This window comes from Sphingomonas sp. (assembly GCF_041661825.1).
GTDB lineage: Bacteria > Pseudomonadota > Alphaproteobacteria > Sphingomonadales > Sphingomonadaceae > Sphingomonas.
The window spans coordinates 649,059-664,884 of record NZ_JBAZTU010000001.1 but is presented as its reverse complement, the minus strand read 5'-3'; the positions used below and the strand labels follow the sequence as shown (position 1 = coordinate 664,884).

The window sequence follows — 15,826 nt, the reverse complement described above, 5'->3', positions numbered from 1 at the left end:
GGAGGGGCTTCGAAATCGGGTTGCTGCAAACAGCCAATGTCGGATCGGTGAACGACGTGGCGGAAAAACCGTTGATGGTGCGACGGCATCGCGCACGAGAGAATTTGATCCGCCCGATCAAGCCACCTTGAACGTCGGCGGCGGCAGGGCCAGCCTTGTATCCGCCACCCCCTCGCCGCGGAAGAATCGCACCAGCAGGACCTGCACCTCGGGATGGGCCTCGAAGACATTGTGGCCGGCATTCTCGACGATCACCCGGGACTTGCGCTGGAACTGGGCCGCCACCTCGTCCTGTTCGGCCAGCACCGTGCGGCCGTCCAGCGACCCGGCGACGAGCAGGGCGGGATGGTCGATGCGCATCGGCGCCCGGAAGCCTTCGCCCAGGTCGACGCCGGGGATCGCACCCAGCAGCTGCGGCATCGGGAAGTTCAGCGTCTCGCCCAGCACGGCGCTCCGCCCCTCGCGCCGCACCAGCGCCAGCCGGCGCGGCGAGATTCCGGACGCCAGATCCATCGCCTCGGGCATGCCCCTCAGGTTCAGCAGGTCGGCCACGTCACCCAGGAACGGCGCCAGAACGTCGGTCCGGCCGGCGTCCAGCGCCAGATACATGGCCGGCAACATCGCCAGGGTGTGGGGATTGGCGATCAGCCCGCCCGCCAGCATCTGGACGCCGAAGCCGCCCATCCTGATCTCGGCCGGCGCGCCCTTCAGCATGACCTTCGTCACGGCCGGCTGTGCCTCCAGCCTGGCGTGCACGCGGCGCATCAGGGCCGGCAGGTCGGGGATCGCCGCGCGGGCGGCGGGGTCAGCGCCCAGCAGGGCGTCCACCTGGCGCAGATAGGCGTCGGTCCGCGCCGGCCGCTTCACCGTCTGGTCCAGGCCCTCCAGGCTGGACAGGGCCACGCGGTTCACCCGGTCGCCGTGCCGCTTGAGCACGCTGAGCGCCAGATGCGATCCGTAGCTGGTGCCCCAGAGGTCGACCTTCTCCGCGCCGAGGTGGCGCCGCAGGTCGTCGATATCGTCGGCGCTTTGTTCGGTGTTGTAGCCGGCCATGGACACGCCGGCCCTGGTCCAGTCGGCCCAGGCGCTCTGGAGTTCCTCGCGGAAATAGGAGGTCAGCCCTTCCTGCGTGAACAGCGGCAGCGGGCGCGTCGAGGCCGGGCGTCCCGGGATGGTGCTGGAGAGGCCGGTGCCCCGCTGGTCGAGGGCGATGACGTCGGCCACTGCGCGCAGCGCCATGAAGATCGGAAAGCGCGGTCCGGTTGCCGCTCCCGTTCCCTCGCCGCCCGGTCCGCCGGCCAGATAGACGATCGGCGGACCCGGCCTCACCGCCGTCGAGGCGAACCGGACATAGCCCAGCTGGATCTTCCGCGAGCCGGGATCGCGCCGATCCTCCGGCACCTCGAAATAGCCCCGCTCGGCATCGGTCTCCGCGCCGCGCCAGCCCTTGAAGCGGATGGGGCCGGCCTGCGATGGAGGCGCCGTCTGGGCGGAGGCCCGGGCGAGCGCCAGGGCGGGAAAAGCGAGGGCGGCGGCAGCGAGCACGGCGCGGCGATTGAGCGATGTGTTGGTCATGCCCCCGGCTGAGCCGTTCGCGGCGCCGTCCGCTACATCGCTTCGGCCAATGGCGGCCCCTCATCGGCGAATGGCGGTGCATCTCGGCGAGTGGCGGCCTAGAGGGACGCGCATGTGGCGAATCCTGTTCCTCCTTCTCCTCGTGATAGTCCCCGCGGCCTCAGCCCAGGCCCAGGACATGCCGTGGCAAGCCTGTCACGGTACGGTTGGTCCGGCCGGTCCGGTGCTGAGCGACTGCCGCCCGATCCGGGATTTCGTCGATCCCCAGGGGCGCGAGCTCTGGCTCCGGTCCGCCGTCGGCGCCCCCACTGATACTCGGCCGCACGCCTTTTATGTGGCGGGCGTCGCCTCGTCCGAGGCCTGGCTCAACGGCAAGCGCCTCGGCGTCAACGGCCAGCCCGGTGCCACGGCGCAGGCCGAGCGTCCCGGGCGCTACCAGGCGATCTTTCCCATCCGCGAGACCGCCTGGCGGTCCGGCGGGAACACGCTGGTGCTGCGCCTGTCGTCCTTCCATGGCGGCCTGCATTTCGCCCGCCCGATGAGCGCGATGGTCGTCGCGCCCTATCCCTATCCGCAGCGGATCGCGCTGCTGGCCATCACCTTCGTGGCGGCCGGCGCCTTGCTGGCCGCGGCGTTCGGCTTCGGCGTCATCCACGCCATGCGCCGTACCGGGTCCAGCCTGGTCCTGGCCGCCATGGCCGGGGTCGCGGCGCTGCAGGCCGTGGTCGAGAGCCTGCGGACGCTGTTCGACTATGCCTATCCGCTGCACGCCTGGCGGATGAGCGCCATCTGGGTGCTGGCCGCTGCCTTCGCGATCCTGCTGGTGACCTATGCCACCACCCGGTTCCTGCCCAGGGCGCGGGGCCTGATGGTCGGCCTGGCGCTGGGCGTGGTCGGCGCCACGGCCCTGCTTCCGGGCTTCGACGTAAAGACGGTCTGGGCGCTGATCCTGGGGGTGGCGCTCGCCGCCGTGCCGGCCGCGGCGGGCGTGCATCGGCATATCCCCGGCGCGCGGCCGACCCTCGCCTGGCTGGCGCTGTTCCTCGCGCTGGCCCTCGGCTTCCCCGAATGGCTGACTGACCTCTCCTATTTCCTGCTCGCCGCCAGTCTGGTGCTGCCGCTGCTGATGGTCGAGGTGGTGCGGCTGGGCCGCGACGCCCGCGGCCGCGAGGCCGCCCTGACCCGCGCCGCCAGCCGCCCCGACCGCCTGACCGTGGCGTCGGCGCGTGGCGTCGAACTGGTGCCGATCGCGGAGATCCTCGCCGTGGTGGGGGCCGACGACTATGTCGAGCTGCGGCTGGTCGGCGGCCGCACCCTGCTGCACGCCGCGCGCCTCGACGGCCTGGCAACCGAGCTGCCGGCGAGTTTCCTGCGCATCCACCGCTCGGTGATCGCCAACCTGGCCCAGGTGCAGCGCCTGGAACGCGACGGCGACCGCTGGCGGCTGCACCTGAGCGAGGGCGCCCCACTGCCCGTCAGCCGCTCCCGCCAGCCCGCCCTGCGCGAAGCGCTGGATGCGCCGCGCCTTGGGGCTGTGTCAGGGTAGCGATGGTTTGAAAAAATGCGGAGCTGACTTCTTCTTCCCCTCTCCCGGCGGGAGAGGGGCAAGCCGCGAAGCGGCGCGGGGTGAGGGTGAGTACGAAACGCTCGGATACGTCACCCTCACCCTCCCATCGCTACGCGATGGGCCCCTCCCTCTCCCGCTGGGAGAGGGGCTTGAGAGTTCAAACCGCCCGCAGCCCCGGATGAACGCCCCGGCGGATAGCGCTGATATAAAGCTCGTCGCACCGGCGCTGCTCCTGCGACAGGCGGTGGATGCGGAAGCGGACGCGGCACCATTTCTGTACCTCATCCCATCGGCCGCCCTGCGTGGCATTGGCGATGTTGCGTTCGATCGCCTCGAGCGAGCGGTCGCCCAAACCCATCGTCTCGCGTGCGAGCACGGCTATTTCGTCCTCGCCTGTCATGGTCATCTCCCATTCCCGTTCGGGCCAATTACCCAGGCTAGACGAGTGCCGAGGGGCCGCGGTTCCGGCGAATCATGCCTAAGCGCGGGTTAACGGCCGGGGCGGACGTTTCAGCCGGGGCCGCCGCCGCCGATTCACCTATGCGAGTCATCGGGTTATGACGGTGGGTCGATCGAATAAGGCCTGAAGTAAAGCATGAAGAAAATCCGATACCCCTCGCATAATTATTACTTGCGGAGCCCAATGCCGCGCGGCTCATCGTGCAGTCGCGCGAAGGTGCGTCCGCGAGTCGCAAGATGGCGATATCCGATCGTCACGAAAAGATTCTGCAGGCCGGAAATAGTGCTCGATTCCGGCTCTCTCGCAGGTGGGTCGCATAATTCCGCGAGTACTTGTCTTGCTCCGCCGCGCGAACTTGCGGAGTCCAGCGCCGGCCTGCCGAATTACGGGCGCTCCAACACCGCATCTTGGCCCGCCCTCTCGCGGCGCGGGTCTTTCAACCCATCAACCTCTCGTCTAAAGCCCGCTCACTCATGACCGACGCACCAGAAAATCAGCGCGATTGGCGCGACACCGTCTTCCTCCCGAAGACCGATTTCCCCATGAAGGCCGGCCTCGCCCAGAAGGAGCCGGCTATCCTCGCGCGCTGGGCGGAGATCGGCCTGTACGATCGCCTGCGCGAGCAGCGCAAAGGCCGCGAGCGCTTCATCCTGCATGACGGCCCGCCCTACGCCAATGGCGACATCCATATGGGCCATGCGATGAACAAGGTGCTGAAGGACATCATCGTCCGCAGCCAGTCCCTGCTCGGCAAGGACGCACCGTACGTGCCCGGCTGGGATTGCCACGGCCTGCCGATCGAATGGAAGGTCGAGGAAGCCTATCGCGCGAAGAAGCTCGACAAGGATCAGGTGCCCGTCGCCCAGTTCCGCGCCGAATGCCGCGCCTATGCCGAGAAATGGGTCGCGGTGCAGCGCGTCCAGTTCGAGCGGCTCGGCGTGATGGGCGACTGGGAAGACCCGTACCTCACCATGAAGTTCGAGGCCGAGGCCGCGATCGTCAACGAGCTGCTGAAGTTCGCCGAAAGCGGCCAGCTCTATCGCGGCGCCAAGCCGGTGATGTGGTCGCCGGTCGAAAAGACCGCGCTGGCCGAGGCCGAGGTGGAATATGAGGACGTGGTGTCGACCCAGATCGACGTCGCGTTCGAGATCACCGAAGCGCCGAACGCGCCGGAGCTGGTCGGCGCTCATGCGGTGATCTGGACGACCACGCCGTGGACGATCCCGGTGAACCAGGCGCTGAGCTATGGGCCGGAGATTCAGTATGTGCTGCTGGAAACAACGTCTGGCCTCAAGGTACTGGTGGCTGATGAGCTGCAAGGGGCTTTCGGCAAGCGAACCCGTGCCGCTGCTTTAAGTGGCGGCTATCAAGACGAACGCTTATCCGACGGCAACGACGTGGAGCTTTGGCGGGGCAAGGGCTCCGACCTTGCAGGTGCCGTCGCCCGCCACCCGATGCACAAGCTCGGCGGCTTCTTCGCCAGGCCCCGCCCGTTCCTGCCGGGTGATTTCGTCACCACCGACGCCGGTACCGGCCTGGTCCATATGGCCCCGGATCACGGCGAGGACGATTTCCTGCTGTGCAAGGCTAACGGCATCGATCCGGTTTTCGCGGTCGATGGCGCGGGCATGTACCGCGCCGACTGGCTGTGGCTGGGCGGGCAGGGCAGCGTCATCAACAAGAAGTTCGTCGCTTCGGACGGGCCGATCTGCACCGATCTGCGCGAAGTAGGTGCGCTGCTCGCAGCCTCCGACGATTTCGCGCACAGCTATCCGCACAGCTGGCGGTCCAAGGCCAAGGTGATCTTCCGCGCCACGCCGCAATGGTTCATCCCGATGGACGAGATCAAGCAGGACCTCGCCGTCGCCGAGCCGATCGAGCTTGGCGCCGATGTCGGCTTCGCGCCGATGCTCGGCCACGGCGTCGGCAATGCGCCGACCCTGCGCGAGATCGCACTCGACGCGATCGAGCGGACGCGCTGGGTGCCAGCGCGCAGCCAGAATCGCATCCGCGCGATGGTCGAGCAGCGCCCCGACTGGGTGATCAGCCGCCAGCGCGCCTGGGGCGTGCCGATCGCGCTCTACGTCGACCGCGTGACCGGCCAGTATCTCAACGATCCGGCGGTCAATGCGCGCATCGTCGACGCGTTCAAGGCCGGCGGTGCCGACGCGTGGTTCGCGGCCGACCATCAGACCCTGCTCGGCGAGAAATATCGCGCCGAGGATTATGAGGTGATCACCGACATCCTCGACGTGTGGTTCGATTCGGGCTCCACCCATGCGTTCGTGATCGAGCAGCGTTACGGCGAGGGCGTCCGCGCCAATCTCTATCTCGAAGGCTCGGACCAGCATCGCGGCTGGTTCCAGTCGTCGTTGCTCGAAAGCGCCGGCACGCGGGGGCGTGCCCCCTACGATGCGGTGCTGACTCATGGCTTCGCGCTGGACGGGCAGGGGCGCAAGATGTCCAAGTCGCTCGGCAATGTCGTCGATCCGCTCAAGATCATCCAGGAATCGGGCGCCGATATCCTGCGCATGTGGGTCGCGCAGACCGATTATTTCGAGGATGTGCGCATCGGGAAGGAAGTGCTGAGCACGACCAGCGACGCCTATCGCAAGCTGCGCAACACCTTCCGTTATCTGCTCGGCGCGCTCGACGGGTTCAGCGACGCGGAGAAGGTCGACACGCGGCACATGCCCGAGCTTGAGCTCTACGTGCTCCATCTGCTCGGCCGGCTCGATGTCGAGCTGAAGGCGGCGACGGAGAATTTCGAGTTCAACCGTTATCTGCGGCTGCTCACGGATTTCGCGCAGGAGGATTTGTCGGCCTTCTTCTTCGATATCCGCAAGGACAGCCTTTATTGCGACGCGCCGGACGACGCCAAGCGCCGCGCCTATCGCACGGTGCTCGACATCCTGTTCCACGCGCTGGTGCGCTACGCCGCGCCGATCCTCTGCTTCACCGCGGAAGAGGTATGGCAGGAGCGCTATCCGGACGATCAGGGATCGGTGCATTTCCTCGAATGGCCGGTGCTGCCCGCGCTGCCGGGCGACGATGCGGTCGCGACCGTCTGGGCCGATGTCCGCGCGCTGCGTGTCCAGGTGACCGAAGCGATCGAGCCGCTGCGCCGCGAGAAGATCGTGCGTTCCAGCCTCGAGGCCGAAGTGGTCGTCCCGAAATCGCCGCTGTCGAACGCGGCACTGGCCGAACTTTTCATTGTGGCGAAGGTCACGACCGGCGATGCCGTGTCGGTCACCCGTACCGCTTTCCACAAATGCGGCCGTTGCTGGCGCCATCTGCCCGACGTCGCGGAAGATGGTGCGCTCGACGATCGTTGCGCAAAGGTCGTTTCGCGATGAAGAAGCTTCCGCTTGTCGGCCTCGTCACCGGCGCCGTCCTGTTCGTGGTCGATCAGGCGACCAAATATGGCATCACCGACATGCTTCGCCTGGATGCATCCAGCCTGGGGCGGGAGATCACGTCCTTCTTCACGCTGCGCTTCGTCGCCAATCGCGGCGTGTCGCTCGGCCTGTTGCATGCCGATACTGAGGCGATGCGCTGGGCCCTGGTCGCGCTGACCGCGGCGATCGCGGTCGGCGTGCTGGTGTGGATGCTGCGCGAGCCGAACCGGCAGGACCAGGTTGCGCTCGGTCTCGTGCTCGGCGGCGCGGTCGGGAATATCCTCGATCGCATCCGGTTCGGCTATGTCGTGGACTTCGCGGATTTCCACATTGGGGCATGGCGCCCCTTTTTGGTCTTCAATGTCGCTGATGCGGCGATTACGATAGGGGTGCTCATCCTGCTTGTGCGAGCGCTCCTGGTGCGCGACAAGCCGCGGGCAGGGCGTGCTTCAGTGGAGAATATGAATGCGTAAGTTGGTGTCGATCGCAACCGGGCTTGGCCTGGCAGCCCTGCTCGCCGGTTGCGGCCATGGCGGCATGGACCGTGAGCGTCCTGACGAGTTCGCCGTCGCCCGGCAGGCGCCTTTGGTGATCCCGCCCGATTTCGCGCTGACGCCGCCCCAGCCGGGCGCCGCGCGCGCCAATGACGTGAGCCCCAACGCCCAGGCGCTCGATGCGCTGTTCGGCGGCAAGTCGGCCCGCTCCGCTTCGGAAAGCGCGACGATCGATGCGGCCGGTGCGGAAGTCGCCGATCCGGGCATCCGTTCCGCCGTGGGCGACCCCGGCACGACGGTCGTCGACAAGGGCTCGACCACCCGCGACATCGTCGCCGCCCCCGAAGGCGACGGCCAGGACGCCCGCGCCGCGACGGCGAATCCCTGACTTAACTCCCCTCCCGCTTGCGGGAGGGGTTGGGGGAGGGCCTGTTGGACAAAGCCTATGGCAGACCGACGCTACGCGCTCGCGAATTGCGCGCCAACGCGACGGATGCCGAGCGCTTGTTGTGGACCCATCTGAGCGCCCGCAAGGTGGCCGGGGTGCGCTTCAATCGCCAGGTGCCGATCGGCCCCTTCATCTGCGACTTCGTATCGCGCTCAGCCAAGCTGATCGTCGAGGTGGACGGCGGCCAGCATGATTCAAATGCGTCCGCTGATGAGGTACGAACACGATACCTTGAAGCGGGAGGGAAGTAGAGTTTCATGCGCGCGATCCTGATCCGCAGGCTCGCGACCGCGATTCCAACGCTGCTCGCCGTTATCCTGCTGTCCTTCGTGCTGATGCGCGCGGCGCCGGGCAGCCCGTTCGACAGCGAACGCCCGCTCGATCCCGCGACCCGCGCCGCCTTCGCGGCCGCTTACGGCCTCGACAAGCCACTGCCCGAACAGGCCGCGCGCTATCTCGGCGGCGTCCTGACCGGCGATTTCGGGCCGTCGCTGGTCTATAAAGACTTCACCGTCGGCGCGCTGATCGGGCAAGGCCTGCCCGTGTCGCTCACCCTCGGTGGCCTTGCATTGCTGCTGGCCCTGGCGCTTGGCATCGGCGCTGCGACCTTCGCCGGGACTCACGCAGGCGGCTGGGCCGATCGGGCGATCATGACCGTCGCGACCTTGCTGACGGCTGTCCCCACCTTCGTGACTGGCCCGGCACTCGCCCTGGTCTTCGCGCTATGGCTTCAGGTGCTCCCCGTCTCCGGACTGGACGGTGCCGCGTCGCTGGTGCTGCCAGTGGTCGCGCTGGCACTCCCCGTCGCAGGCGCGATCGCCCGGCTGGCGCGGGCCGGGCTGGCGGTGGCACTGGCGCAGGATCATGTGCTGACCGCCCGGGCGAGAGGCCTCGCGCCCCGCACCATCCTGTGGCGGCATGCCCTCAGACCAGCGTTGGTGCCGGTCGTGAGCTATCTCGGGCCTGCCGCAGCCGGGCTGCTGACCGGGGCAGTGGTGATCGAGACCGTCTTCGGCCTGCCCGGGCTCGGTCGCTATTTCGTGCAGGGCGCGCTCAACCGCGACTATCCGCTCGTGCTGGGGGTGGTGATCCTCTACGCGGGCCTGATCCTGCTTTTCAATCTGATCGCCGACCTTGCCTATGGCTGGCTTGATCCGCGGGTGCGCGGATGAAGGTCGCCGGCTGGACCATCGTGGTTGTGATGCTGGCGGCGCTGCTGCTGCCGTTCGCGCTGCCCTGGAGCTATGATCAGATCGACTGGCAAGGCGTCCGCGCTGCGCCCTTCACGCACGGCCATCTGCTCGGCACCGACAGCGTCGGGCGCGACTTGCTGGCCCGGACCCTGATTGGCACGCGGATCACGCTGACCGTCGCGGCGGCGGCGGCGCTGGTCGCGTTGCTGATCGGCACTGCCTGGGGCGCGATCGCGGGCTGGGTCGGCGGCCGGGTCGACGAGGCGATGATGCGCGTGGTCGACGCGCTCTATGCGCTGCCCTTCATGTTCGTCGTCATCCTGTTGATGGTCGTGTTTGGCCGGTCCATCGTGCTGGTGTTCCTGGGCATCGGCGCAGTCGAGTGGCTGACCATGGCGCGGGTGGTGCGCGGGCAGGTGATGGCACTGCGTCACCGGCCGTTCGTGCTGGCGGCGGAAGCGGCGGGGGCGCCATCCAGCGCGATCCTGCTGCGGCATGTGCTGCCCAATGTCGCCGGCGTGGCGCTCGCCTATCTGCTGCTGACCGTGCCGCAGGTGGTGATGGTAGAGAGCTTCCTCTCCTTCCTCGGCCTCGGCGTGCAGGAGCCGCTGACCTCGCTCGGCATCCTCGTGCATGACGGCGCGGAGGACATGGACGTCGCGCCGCTCGCGCTGCTGGTACCCGGCGGCGTGCTGGTCGGTCTGATCCTTGCCCTGACCGCTTTGGGCGAGCGCCTGCGCGACCGGCTCGCGCGATGACGCTCTATGCGGTCGAGCGGCTGGGCGTGGCGATTGGTGGGATACCGCTCGTCCATGATATGAGCTTCACGGTCGAGCCCGGGCGCTGCACCGCGCTGGTCGGCGCATCCGGATCGGGCAAGAGCTTGTCCTGCCTCGCGCCCTTCGGCCTTAGCGCAGGTGTTCCGAGCGGATCGGCACGCTTCGAGGGGCGCGAACTGATCGGCCTGAGTGATGCCGATCTCCGCCCGATCCGCGCGCGCGCCGGCTTCGTGTTCCAGCATCCGCTGACCGCGCTCACACCGCATCTGAAGATCGGCGCGCAACTGGCCGAAGCGGCGATGGCGCTGGGCGGACCGCGGCCGGATCGGGCGGCGCTCGCGGCGATGCTCGACCGGGTCGGGCTGACCAGGCCGGAGGCGAAGCTCGACGCCTATCCGCACCGCTTGTCGGGCGGCGAACGCCAGCGCGTGCTGATCGCCGCCGCCATCGCGCATGGGCCGTCCCTCCTTATCGCCGACGAGCCGACCAGCGCGCTCGACGCGCATCTGCGCCATGCGATCATGGAGTCCCTGGCACGGCTCCGCGACGATGGGTTGGGCCTGTTGCTGGTCAGCCACGATCTCGCGCTGGTCGCACGTCATGCCGATAGCATCGTGGTGCTCGAGGCAGGGAATCTTGCCGAGGCAGGCACCGCGGATGACGTCATGACGCATCCCGCGAGCAAGGCTGCCCGCGCGCTGATCGCCGCATGTCCGAAACTCAACGATCCGGCGCCGGACCTGCCAGCCACGGGCAGCACTCTGATCGAAGCCGAGGGGATTCAAGTCGGCTTTCGCGCTGTCGGCTGGCGTGGCGGGCGCATTGCGGCGGTCGACCACGCGTCGTTCGTGCTGGCGGAGGGTGAGGCGCTGGCGATCGTGGGGGCATCCGGCTCGGGCAAATCCACCCTGGCGCGGGCGGTCGGACGGATCGGGCCGTGCGACAGCGGGACGGTTAGGTGGCGCGGCGAGGACTTGCCGCCACGTCGTGCAATGCGACGCGAGCATCGCGCACGGATGCAGGCGGTGTTCCAGGATCCTGCGGCGAGCCTCGACCCGCAATGGACCGTGGCGGAAAGCGTCGCCGAGCCGCTGCGCCATCTGATGCCCGACCTGACCGCCGCCGAGCGCCGCACCCGAGCGATCGAAGCGCTGGAGACGGTCGAACTGGACGCGGGCTTTGCCGACCGCCGTCCCGCCGGCCTGTCCGGCGGGCAGGCGCAGCGCGTCGCGATCGCCCGCGCGCTGGTCGCGTCGCCCGACCTGCTGATCCTGGACGAAGCGACCTCGGCGCTCGATGTGCTGGTGGCCGGACGGATATTGGAGCTGCTCGAACGGCTGCAACGAACGCGCGGGCTCGCGATCCTGATGATCACGCACGATATCGCAGTGGCGCGCCGGCTGTGTCACCGTATCGCGGTGCTGGAGGCGGGGCGGATCGTCGAGGAAGGGCCGTCCGAGATGATCGTGACAGCGCCGCAATCAGCCGCGGCAAGGGCCCTGATTGCAGCGAGCAGATAAGCGAAAGGGGACGGCGCGAACCGTCCCCTTCCACCCGTGACGATTGCTTAGAAGCTGACGCCGACCGAGCCGACCACGCCGGCCTTGGACGCGTTCTTGCCCGTGTAGGTGATGAAGTCGCCGTCGGTGTCGACATACTGGACGCCGAAAGTCAGCGCCTTGTAGGTCACCGTCGCGCCGAGGCCCCAATCGGTATATTCCTTGCCGATCGACAGCCAGCTCGGGCCGAAAGTGTGGCCGAGATGGCCGGTCAGGCCGATCGGCGTGCCGGGAATCGCGGCCGACAGGTCGCCGGCGAGATACAGATTGTCTTCCTTCGGGCCGATCTGGTCGAGCGCCAGCGCCTTCTGCTTCGGCGCATAGTTCGCCGTCGCCTTGGCCGTGACCGGACCGAAGGTGTGCGCGACCGAGACATAGGGCTCGATGAAGTCGGAGCTGCTGTTGTCGCCGGCGAGCTTCGTCTTGGGATAGACGTAATAGAGCGCGCCGATGTCGAAGGTCGTGCCGTTCCAGGTCTTCTTGAAGCCGGCGATCAGGTCGAGTTCCTGCGTGCCGGTGACCGCTGCGGTCACATAGTTGCTGACCGAGGATCCCCATGCCGAGACATAGAAGCCCGATTCGTGGCTGATCGTGATGCCGCCCTGAACGGCGATGTTCTTGTCCGTCTGCGAGATGCCGCGGAACCGGTAATCGGTCACGATCGTGGCGCTGCCGTTGATCGTGATCGGCGGCGGTGGCGCGGTTTCTTCCTGCGCGAAGGCCGGCGTAGCGGAGGCAAGCATCAGCGCGCTGAGGCTGATCGTGGAGAAGCGCATGGGTGTCCCTTTCGATATGAAAACCGGGTCCCCACCTGCGGCCGACCGGACCTGGCATCTGTGGTGGGCCGTGAAACGACCCCGTGCCAATGTTTCCGTTCGGTAAGGAAATATTGCCGAAACGCGCTGCAGCGCACAACATAATTCTGTCACACGCCCGCCGGTTTGCGGAGCATGTTGCACCTGCGCAACAGTGGTGGGACGCTACGGCAACGGATTTGCGGTGCGCGAATCCGGGCTGATATGGACCTGGCGCTGCGGGAACGGCACCTGGATGCCATGCTCCTTGAACAGCCACCACAGGCGATTGAGCACGTCCGAGCGGACATTGCCGACGCCGCTCTCCGGATCGCTGATCCAGGCGAGAATCTCGTGCTCGACCCCGCTCTCGCCGAAGTTCGTCAGCCAGACATTGGACTTGGGGCTGTTGAGCACGCGCGGGCTTTCCGTCGCGGCGCGCAGCATCAGTTCCTGGGCGAGCTTCAGGTCGCAGCCATAGCCGACCGTCACCGGAATCCGCACGCGGACGTTGCGGTCGGTATAGGACCAGTTCTCGACCTCGTTGGTCATGAGGTTCTCGTTGGGGATCAGATGCTCCTTGCCGTCGCGCGTCAGCACCGAAACGGCGCGGATGCCGATGCGGTTGACCCAGCCGAAGCTCTCCCCGACGACGATCACGTCTCCCGGTTTGATCGAGCGGTCCATCAGCAGGATGATCCCGGCGATCAGGTTGCCGATCGTCTTTTGCAGGCCGAAGCCGACGGCGAGGCCGAACGCGCCGGAGAAGACGGCGAACGCCGTGAGGTCGATATCGAGCAGGTCGATGCCGATGAAGAAGGCGATGGTGACGACCGCGATGGCCGCGAGCTTCTGCGCGAGCAGCTTCTGCGTGGGGTCGAAGCCGCGCGAACCGGCGATCCAGTGCGCCATCGCGCGGTTGACCAGCCGCACCCCGGCAAACAGCGCGACCGCCGTGACGGCGATGATGATGAGCGACAGCAACGAAAAGCGGCGCTTGCCGATGTCGAAGCCGATGCGTTCGAGGACTCGCGTTATCGGCTCGAGCCCCCCGACGGCGTGACTGAAGATCGCAACGAACAGGATCGCCGCCACCATCCAGGCCATGTAGCGCTGAATGCCGAGGCCGCGGAGAATCGAAACGCTGGTGAGCCCAACTGCTGCCCCTAGCGCGAGCCCGATCGGGGCACCCGCAAGCGGCGGCCAAGGCGCCGAGTTGAGCAGGATGGCCAGCAACAGGGCAGCGGTGCCGTGGCGCAATATCCGGTGCAGCCGATCACCCACGCCCTCGGCGTGGTGCCCCAGGCGCTGCTTCCATTCCCGCTCCGCGACTGGTCCGACGACTCGACCCATCATCACGCCGCAGGCCAGCGCGGCGAGCACCAGCCCGCCAGCGATGGCAACCTCGTTCGCCATGCTCTGCGAAATCGTTGCCAGCCCCTGCGCATGCAGCCAGGCGGCGACCGAATTCATGCCAGTGCGGTCCGGAACCGTTCGAGCCCCGCATCGAGATCCGCGATCAGGTCGTCCGGATCCTCGATGCCGATCTGCAACCGCACCAGCAACCCCGGATCGCGGCGCTTGGTGGCGGTGCGGTAGCGTGCCGGATCGACCGGCAGCGCCAGGCTTTCGAACCCGCCCCAGCTATAGCCGATGCCGAAATGCTCGAGTCCGTCGATCAGCGCGGAGCGTGCGTCCTCGGTCGCGTCCTTCAGGGTGAAGGAGAATAGCCCGGTCGATCCCTTGAAATCACGCAGGAACAGCTCGTGGCCGGGGCAGTCCGGCAAAGCGGGGTGGAACACCGCCGCAACCTCTGGCTGCTCCTTCAGCCAGTGCGCGATCTTCAGCGCGCTGGACTGGTGCTGGGCAAGGCGGATGGCGAGCGTGCGCAGGCCGCGCGAGCCGAGCCAGCAATCGTCCGGGCTGGCGATCTGGCCGAGCTGGAAGCTGGTATCGCGCAGCTTGGCGAAATGGCCCGGCGCGGCGGTGACCGATCCGAGCATCACATCCGAATGGCCGACGATATATTTGGTGCAGGCAAGGATCGAGAGGTCGATGCCGCGCTCGATCGCCGGGAAGAAAAGGGGCGTCGCCCAGGTATTGTCGAGCAGGGTCACGATGCCGCGCGCCTTCGCTGCAGCCACGATGGCGGGAATATCCTGCACCTCGAACGTCAGGCTGCCGGGGCTTTCCATGAGGATCGCACGCGTCTTGTCGCCGATCAGGTCGGCGATGCCGGCGCCGATCAGCGGATCGTAGAAGCGCGTCGCGATACCCATGCGCTTGAGCAGGCCGGTGCCCATCGACCGGGTCGGATCGTAAGCGCTGTCGGGCAGCAGCAGTTCGTCGCCGGGCGACAGCACCGACAATAGTGCCGCGGCGATCGCCGCCACGCCCGAGGGATAGAGGAAGGTCGCCTCGGCGCCCGGCTCCAGATCGGTCAGCGCATCGGCGAGCGACCACTGCGTCGGCGTACCGCGCCGGCCGTAGAACAGCCGGTGATGCGTATCGCGCCCGCCCGCTGCGCGGAGCTCCGCGACCGAACCGTAGAGGATCGTCGATGCACGCCATACCGGCGCATTGACGATCCCCTGGGTCCATTCAGGCCGACGTCCGGCCGAGACGACGCGGGTCGCGTCGCCCTTGGGGTGGCCGTCCTTGTCACTCATTCATTATCGCTCACGCTGTTCCCATTGCCTTGGGGGTTGACCGGTCCGCGCCCCATTCGGACCAGCTGCCGTCATAAACGGCCGCCTCGTTGCCCAGCAGGTGAGCGCCGAAGGCGAGGACCGAGGCAGTGATGCCCGACCCACAGGTCATGACGACCGGTTTGGCCAGATCCACACCGGCCTTGTCGAATTCGGCCTTCAGCGCCTCGCCCTGTTTCCAGGTGCCGTCGGCGTTGAACAGCTGGCCATAGGGCAGGTTCTTCGATCCCGGAATATGCCCGGCATGGGTGGCGGGGCGCGGATCGGGCTCTTCGCCGGTGAAGCGCGCGGCGGAGCGGGCATCGAGGACCTGTTCCGCGCCGTTGCCGAGATTGGCCTTCATCTGGTCGAGGGTGCGAACGCCCTTGTCGTCCGCCCAGACCGTGAAGTGGCGGTGGCGCAGGCTTTCCTTGCCGCTTGCGACATCGCGGCCCTCGGCCTGCCATTTGGCGAGCCCGCCGTCGAGGATCGCCACGTCATGCGCGCCGAAGAGGCGGAGCATCCACCAGGCGCGCGCGGCGGTGTGGTGCGGGGCATTGTCGTAGAGCACGACGCGGCTGCCATCGCCCAGACCGAGCGACTGCATGCGGCTGGCGAATTTTTCGGGCGGGGGCAGCATCGAAGGCAGGGGATTCGACGTGTCGGAGATATCTGCGAGATCCATGAATACCGCGCCGGGGATATGCGCCGCCTCATATTCCGCCGCCGCATCGCGCGGCGCTTCGCCGGGCAGGGTGGTGAAATAGGTGGCGTCGACGATCCTGAGGTCGTTCGCGCCCAACTCGTTCGCGAGCCATTCCGTCGTAACCAGCGAGTCCATGTGTTCCTCCTAACAAGTCCGCTCGGGTCGA

14 protein-coding genes are annotated in these 15,826 nt (G+C 67.4%); 8 read left to right on the top strand and 6 right to left on the bottom strand.

Annotated features, from left to right (window positions below; genetic code table 11):
* Positions 1-117: 117 nt before the first annotated feature.
* The gene (locus WC729_RS02910) at positions 118-1,575 is read right to left on the bottom strand and encodes an alpha/beta fold hydrolase (RefSeq protein WP_372849346.1); all 1,458 of its coding nucleotides are present in this window, start codon (positions 1,573-1,575) and stop codon (positions 118-120) included.
* Positions 1,576-1,717: 142 nt separating this feature from the next.
* Here WC729_RS02910 and WC729_RS02905 point away from each other — a divergent pair, with 142 nt between their 5' ends.
* Positions 1,718-3,121, top strand: a complete 1,404-nt coding sequence (locus WC729_RS02905) for a LytR/AlgR family response regulator transcription factor (RefSeq protein WP_372849344.1) — start codon at positions 1,718-1,720, stop codon at positions 3,119-3,121.
* Between the two features lie 178 nt (positions 3,122-3,299).
* Here WC729_RS02905 and WC729_RS02900 read toward each other — a convergent pair whose 3' ends face one another.
* A complete protein-coding gene (locus tag WC729_RS02900) occupies positions 3,300-3,542 on the bottom strand; it encodes a hypothetical protein (RefSeq protein WP_372849342.1) in 243 nt (80 codons plus the stop codon).
* Positions 3,543-4,075: 533 nt separating this feature from the next.
* Here WC729_RS02900 and ileS point away from each other — a divergent pair.
* The 7 genes from ileS to WC729_RS02865 are packed head-to-tail and all read left to right on the top strand — an operon-like array spanning position 4,076 to position 11,434.
* Complete coding sequence (ileS, locus tag WC729_RS02895; protein ID WP_372849340.1) at positions 4,076-6,958, top strand: isoleucine--tRNA ligase; 2,883 nt, start codon at positions 4,076-4,078, stop codon at positions 6,956-6,958.
* The gene (gene lspA / locus WC729_RS02890) at positions 6,955-7,473 is read left to right on the top strand and encodes a signal peptidase II (protein ID WP_372849338.1); all 519 of its coding nucleotides are present in this window, start codon (positions 6,955-6,957) and stop codon (positions 7,471-7,473) included. The genes ileS and lspA overlap by 4 nt, the downstream gene beginning before the upstream one ends.
* Positions 7,466-7,882 (top strand): DUF3035 domain-containing protein, encoded by a 417-nt coding sequence (locus WC729_RS02885; RefSeq protein ID WP_372849336.1) that lies wholly within the window; start codon positions 7,466-7,468, stop codon positions 7,880-7,882. The genes lspA and WC729_RS02885 overlap by 8 nt, the downstream gene beginning before the upstream one ends.
* A gap of 44 nt (positions 7,883-7,926) precedes the next feature.
* Complete coding sequence (locus WC729_RS02880) at positions 7,927-8,193, top strand: endonuclease domain-containing protein (RefSeq protein ID WP_372849334.1); 267 nt, start codon at positions 7,927-7,929, stop codon at positions 8,191-8,193.
* 6 nt (positions 8,194-8,199) lie between these two features.
* Positions 8,200-9,114 carry an ABC transporter permease gene (locus tag WC729_RS02875; protein WP_372849332.1) on the top strand — a complete coding sequence of 305 codons (915 nt, stop codon included), beginning with the start codon at positions 8,200-8,202 and terminating at the stop codon, positions 9,112-9,114.
* Entirely contained in the window at positions 9,111-9,893 is a 783-nt protein-coding gene (locus tag WC729_RS02870) for an ABC transporter permease (RefSeq protein WP_372849330.1), read from the top strand. The genes WC729_RS02875 and WC729_RS02870 overlap by 4 nt, the downstream gene beginning before the upstream one ends.
* Positions 9,890-11,434, top strand: coding sequence for an ATP-binding cassette domain-containing protein (locus WC729_RS02865; RefSeq protein ID WP_372849328.1), 1,545 nt, complete (start codon positions 9,890-9,892; stop codon positions 11,432-11,434). Before WC729_RS02870 ends, WC729_RS02865 begins: the two co-directional genes overlap by 4 nt.
* 47 nt (positions 11,435-11,481) lie before the next feature.
* Here WC729_RS02865 and WC729_RS02860 read toward each other — a convergent pair whose 3' ends face one another.
* The 4 genes from WC729_RS02860 to sseA all read right to left on the bottom strand — a co-directional run bounded on the left by WC729_RS02860 (position 11,482) and on the right by sseA (position 15,795).
* Entirely contained in the window at positions 11,482-12,249 is a 768-nt protein-coding gene (locus WC729_RS02860) for a TorF family putative porin (protein WP_372849326.1), read from the bottom strand.
* A 204-nt stretch (positions 12,250-12,453) separates the two neighbouring features.
* Complete coding sequence (locus WC729_RS02855; RefSeq protein ID WP_372849324.1) at positions 12,454-13,740, bottom strand: mechanosensitive ion channel family protein; 1,287 nt, start codon at positions 13,738-13,740, stop codon at positions 12,454-12,456.
* Positions 13,737-14,936 (bottom strand): cystathionine beta-lyase, encoded by a 1,200-nt coding sequence (metC, locus tag WC729_RS02850; RefSeq protein ID WP_372849322.1) that lies wholly within the window; start codon positions 14,934-14,936, stop codon positions 13,737-13,739. Before metC ends, WC729_RS02855 begins: the two co-directional genes overlap by 4 nt.
* 10 nt (positions 14,937-14,946) lie before the next feature.
* Complete coding sequence (sseA, locus tag WC729_RS02845; RefSeq protein WP_372849320.1) at positions 14,947-15,795, bottom strand: 3-mercaptopyruvate sulfurtransferase; 849 nt, start codon at positions 15,793-15,795, stop codon at positions 14,947-14,949.
* Positions 15,796-15,826: the final 31 nt, after the last annotated feature.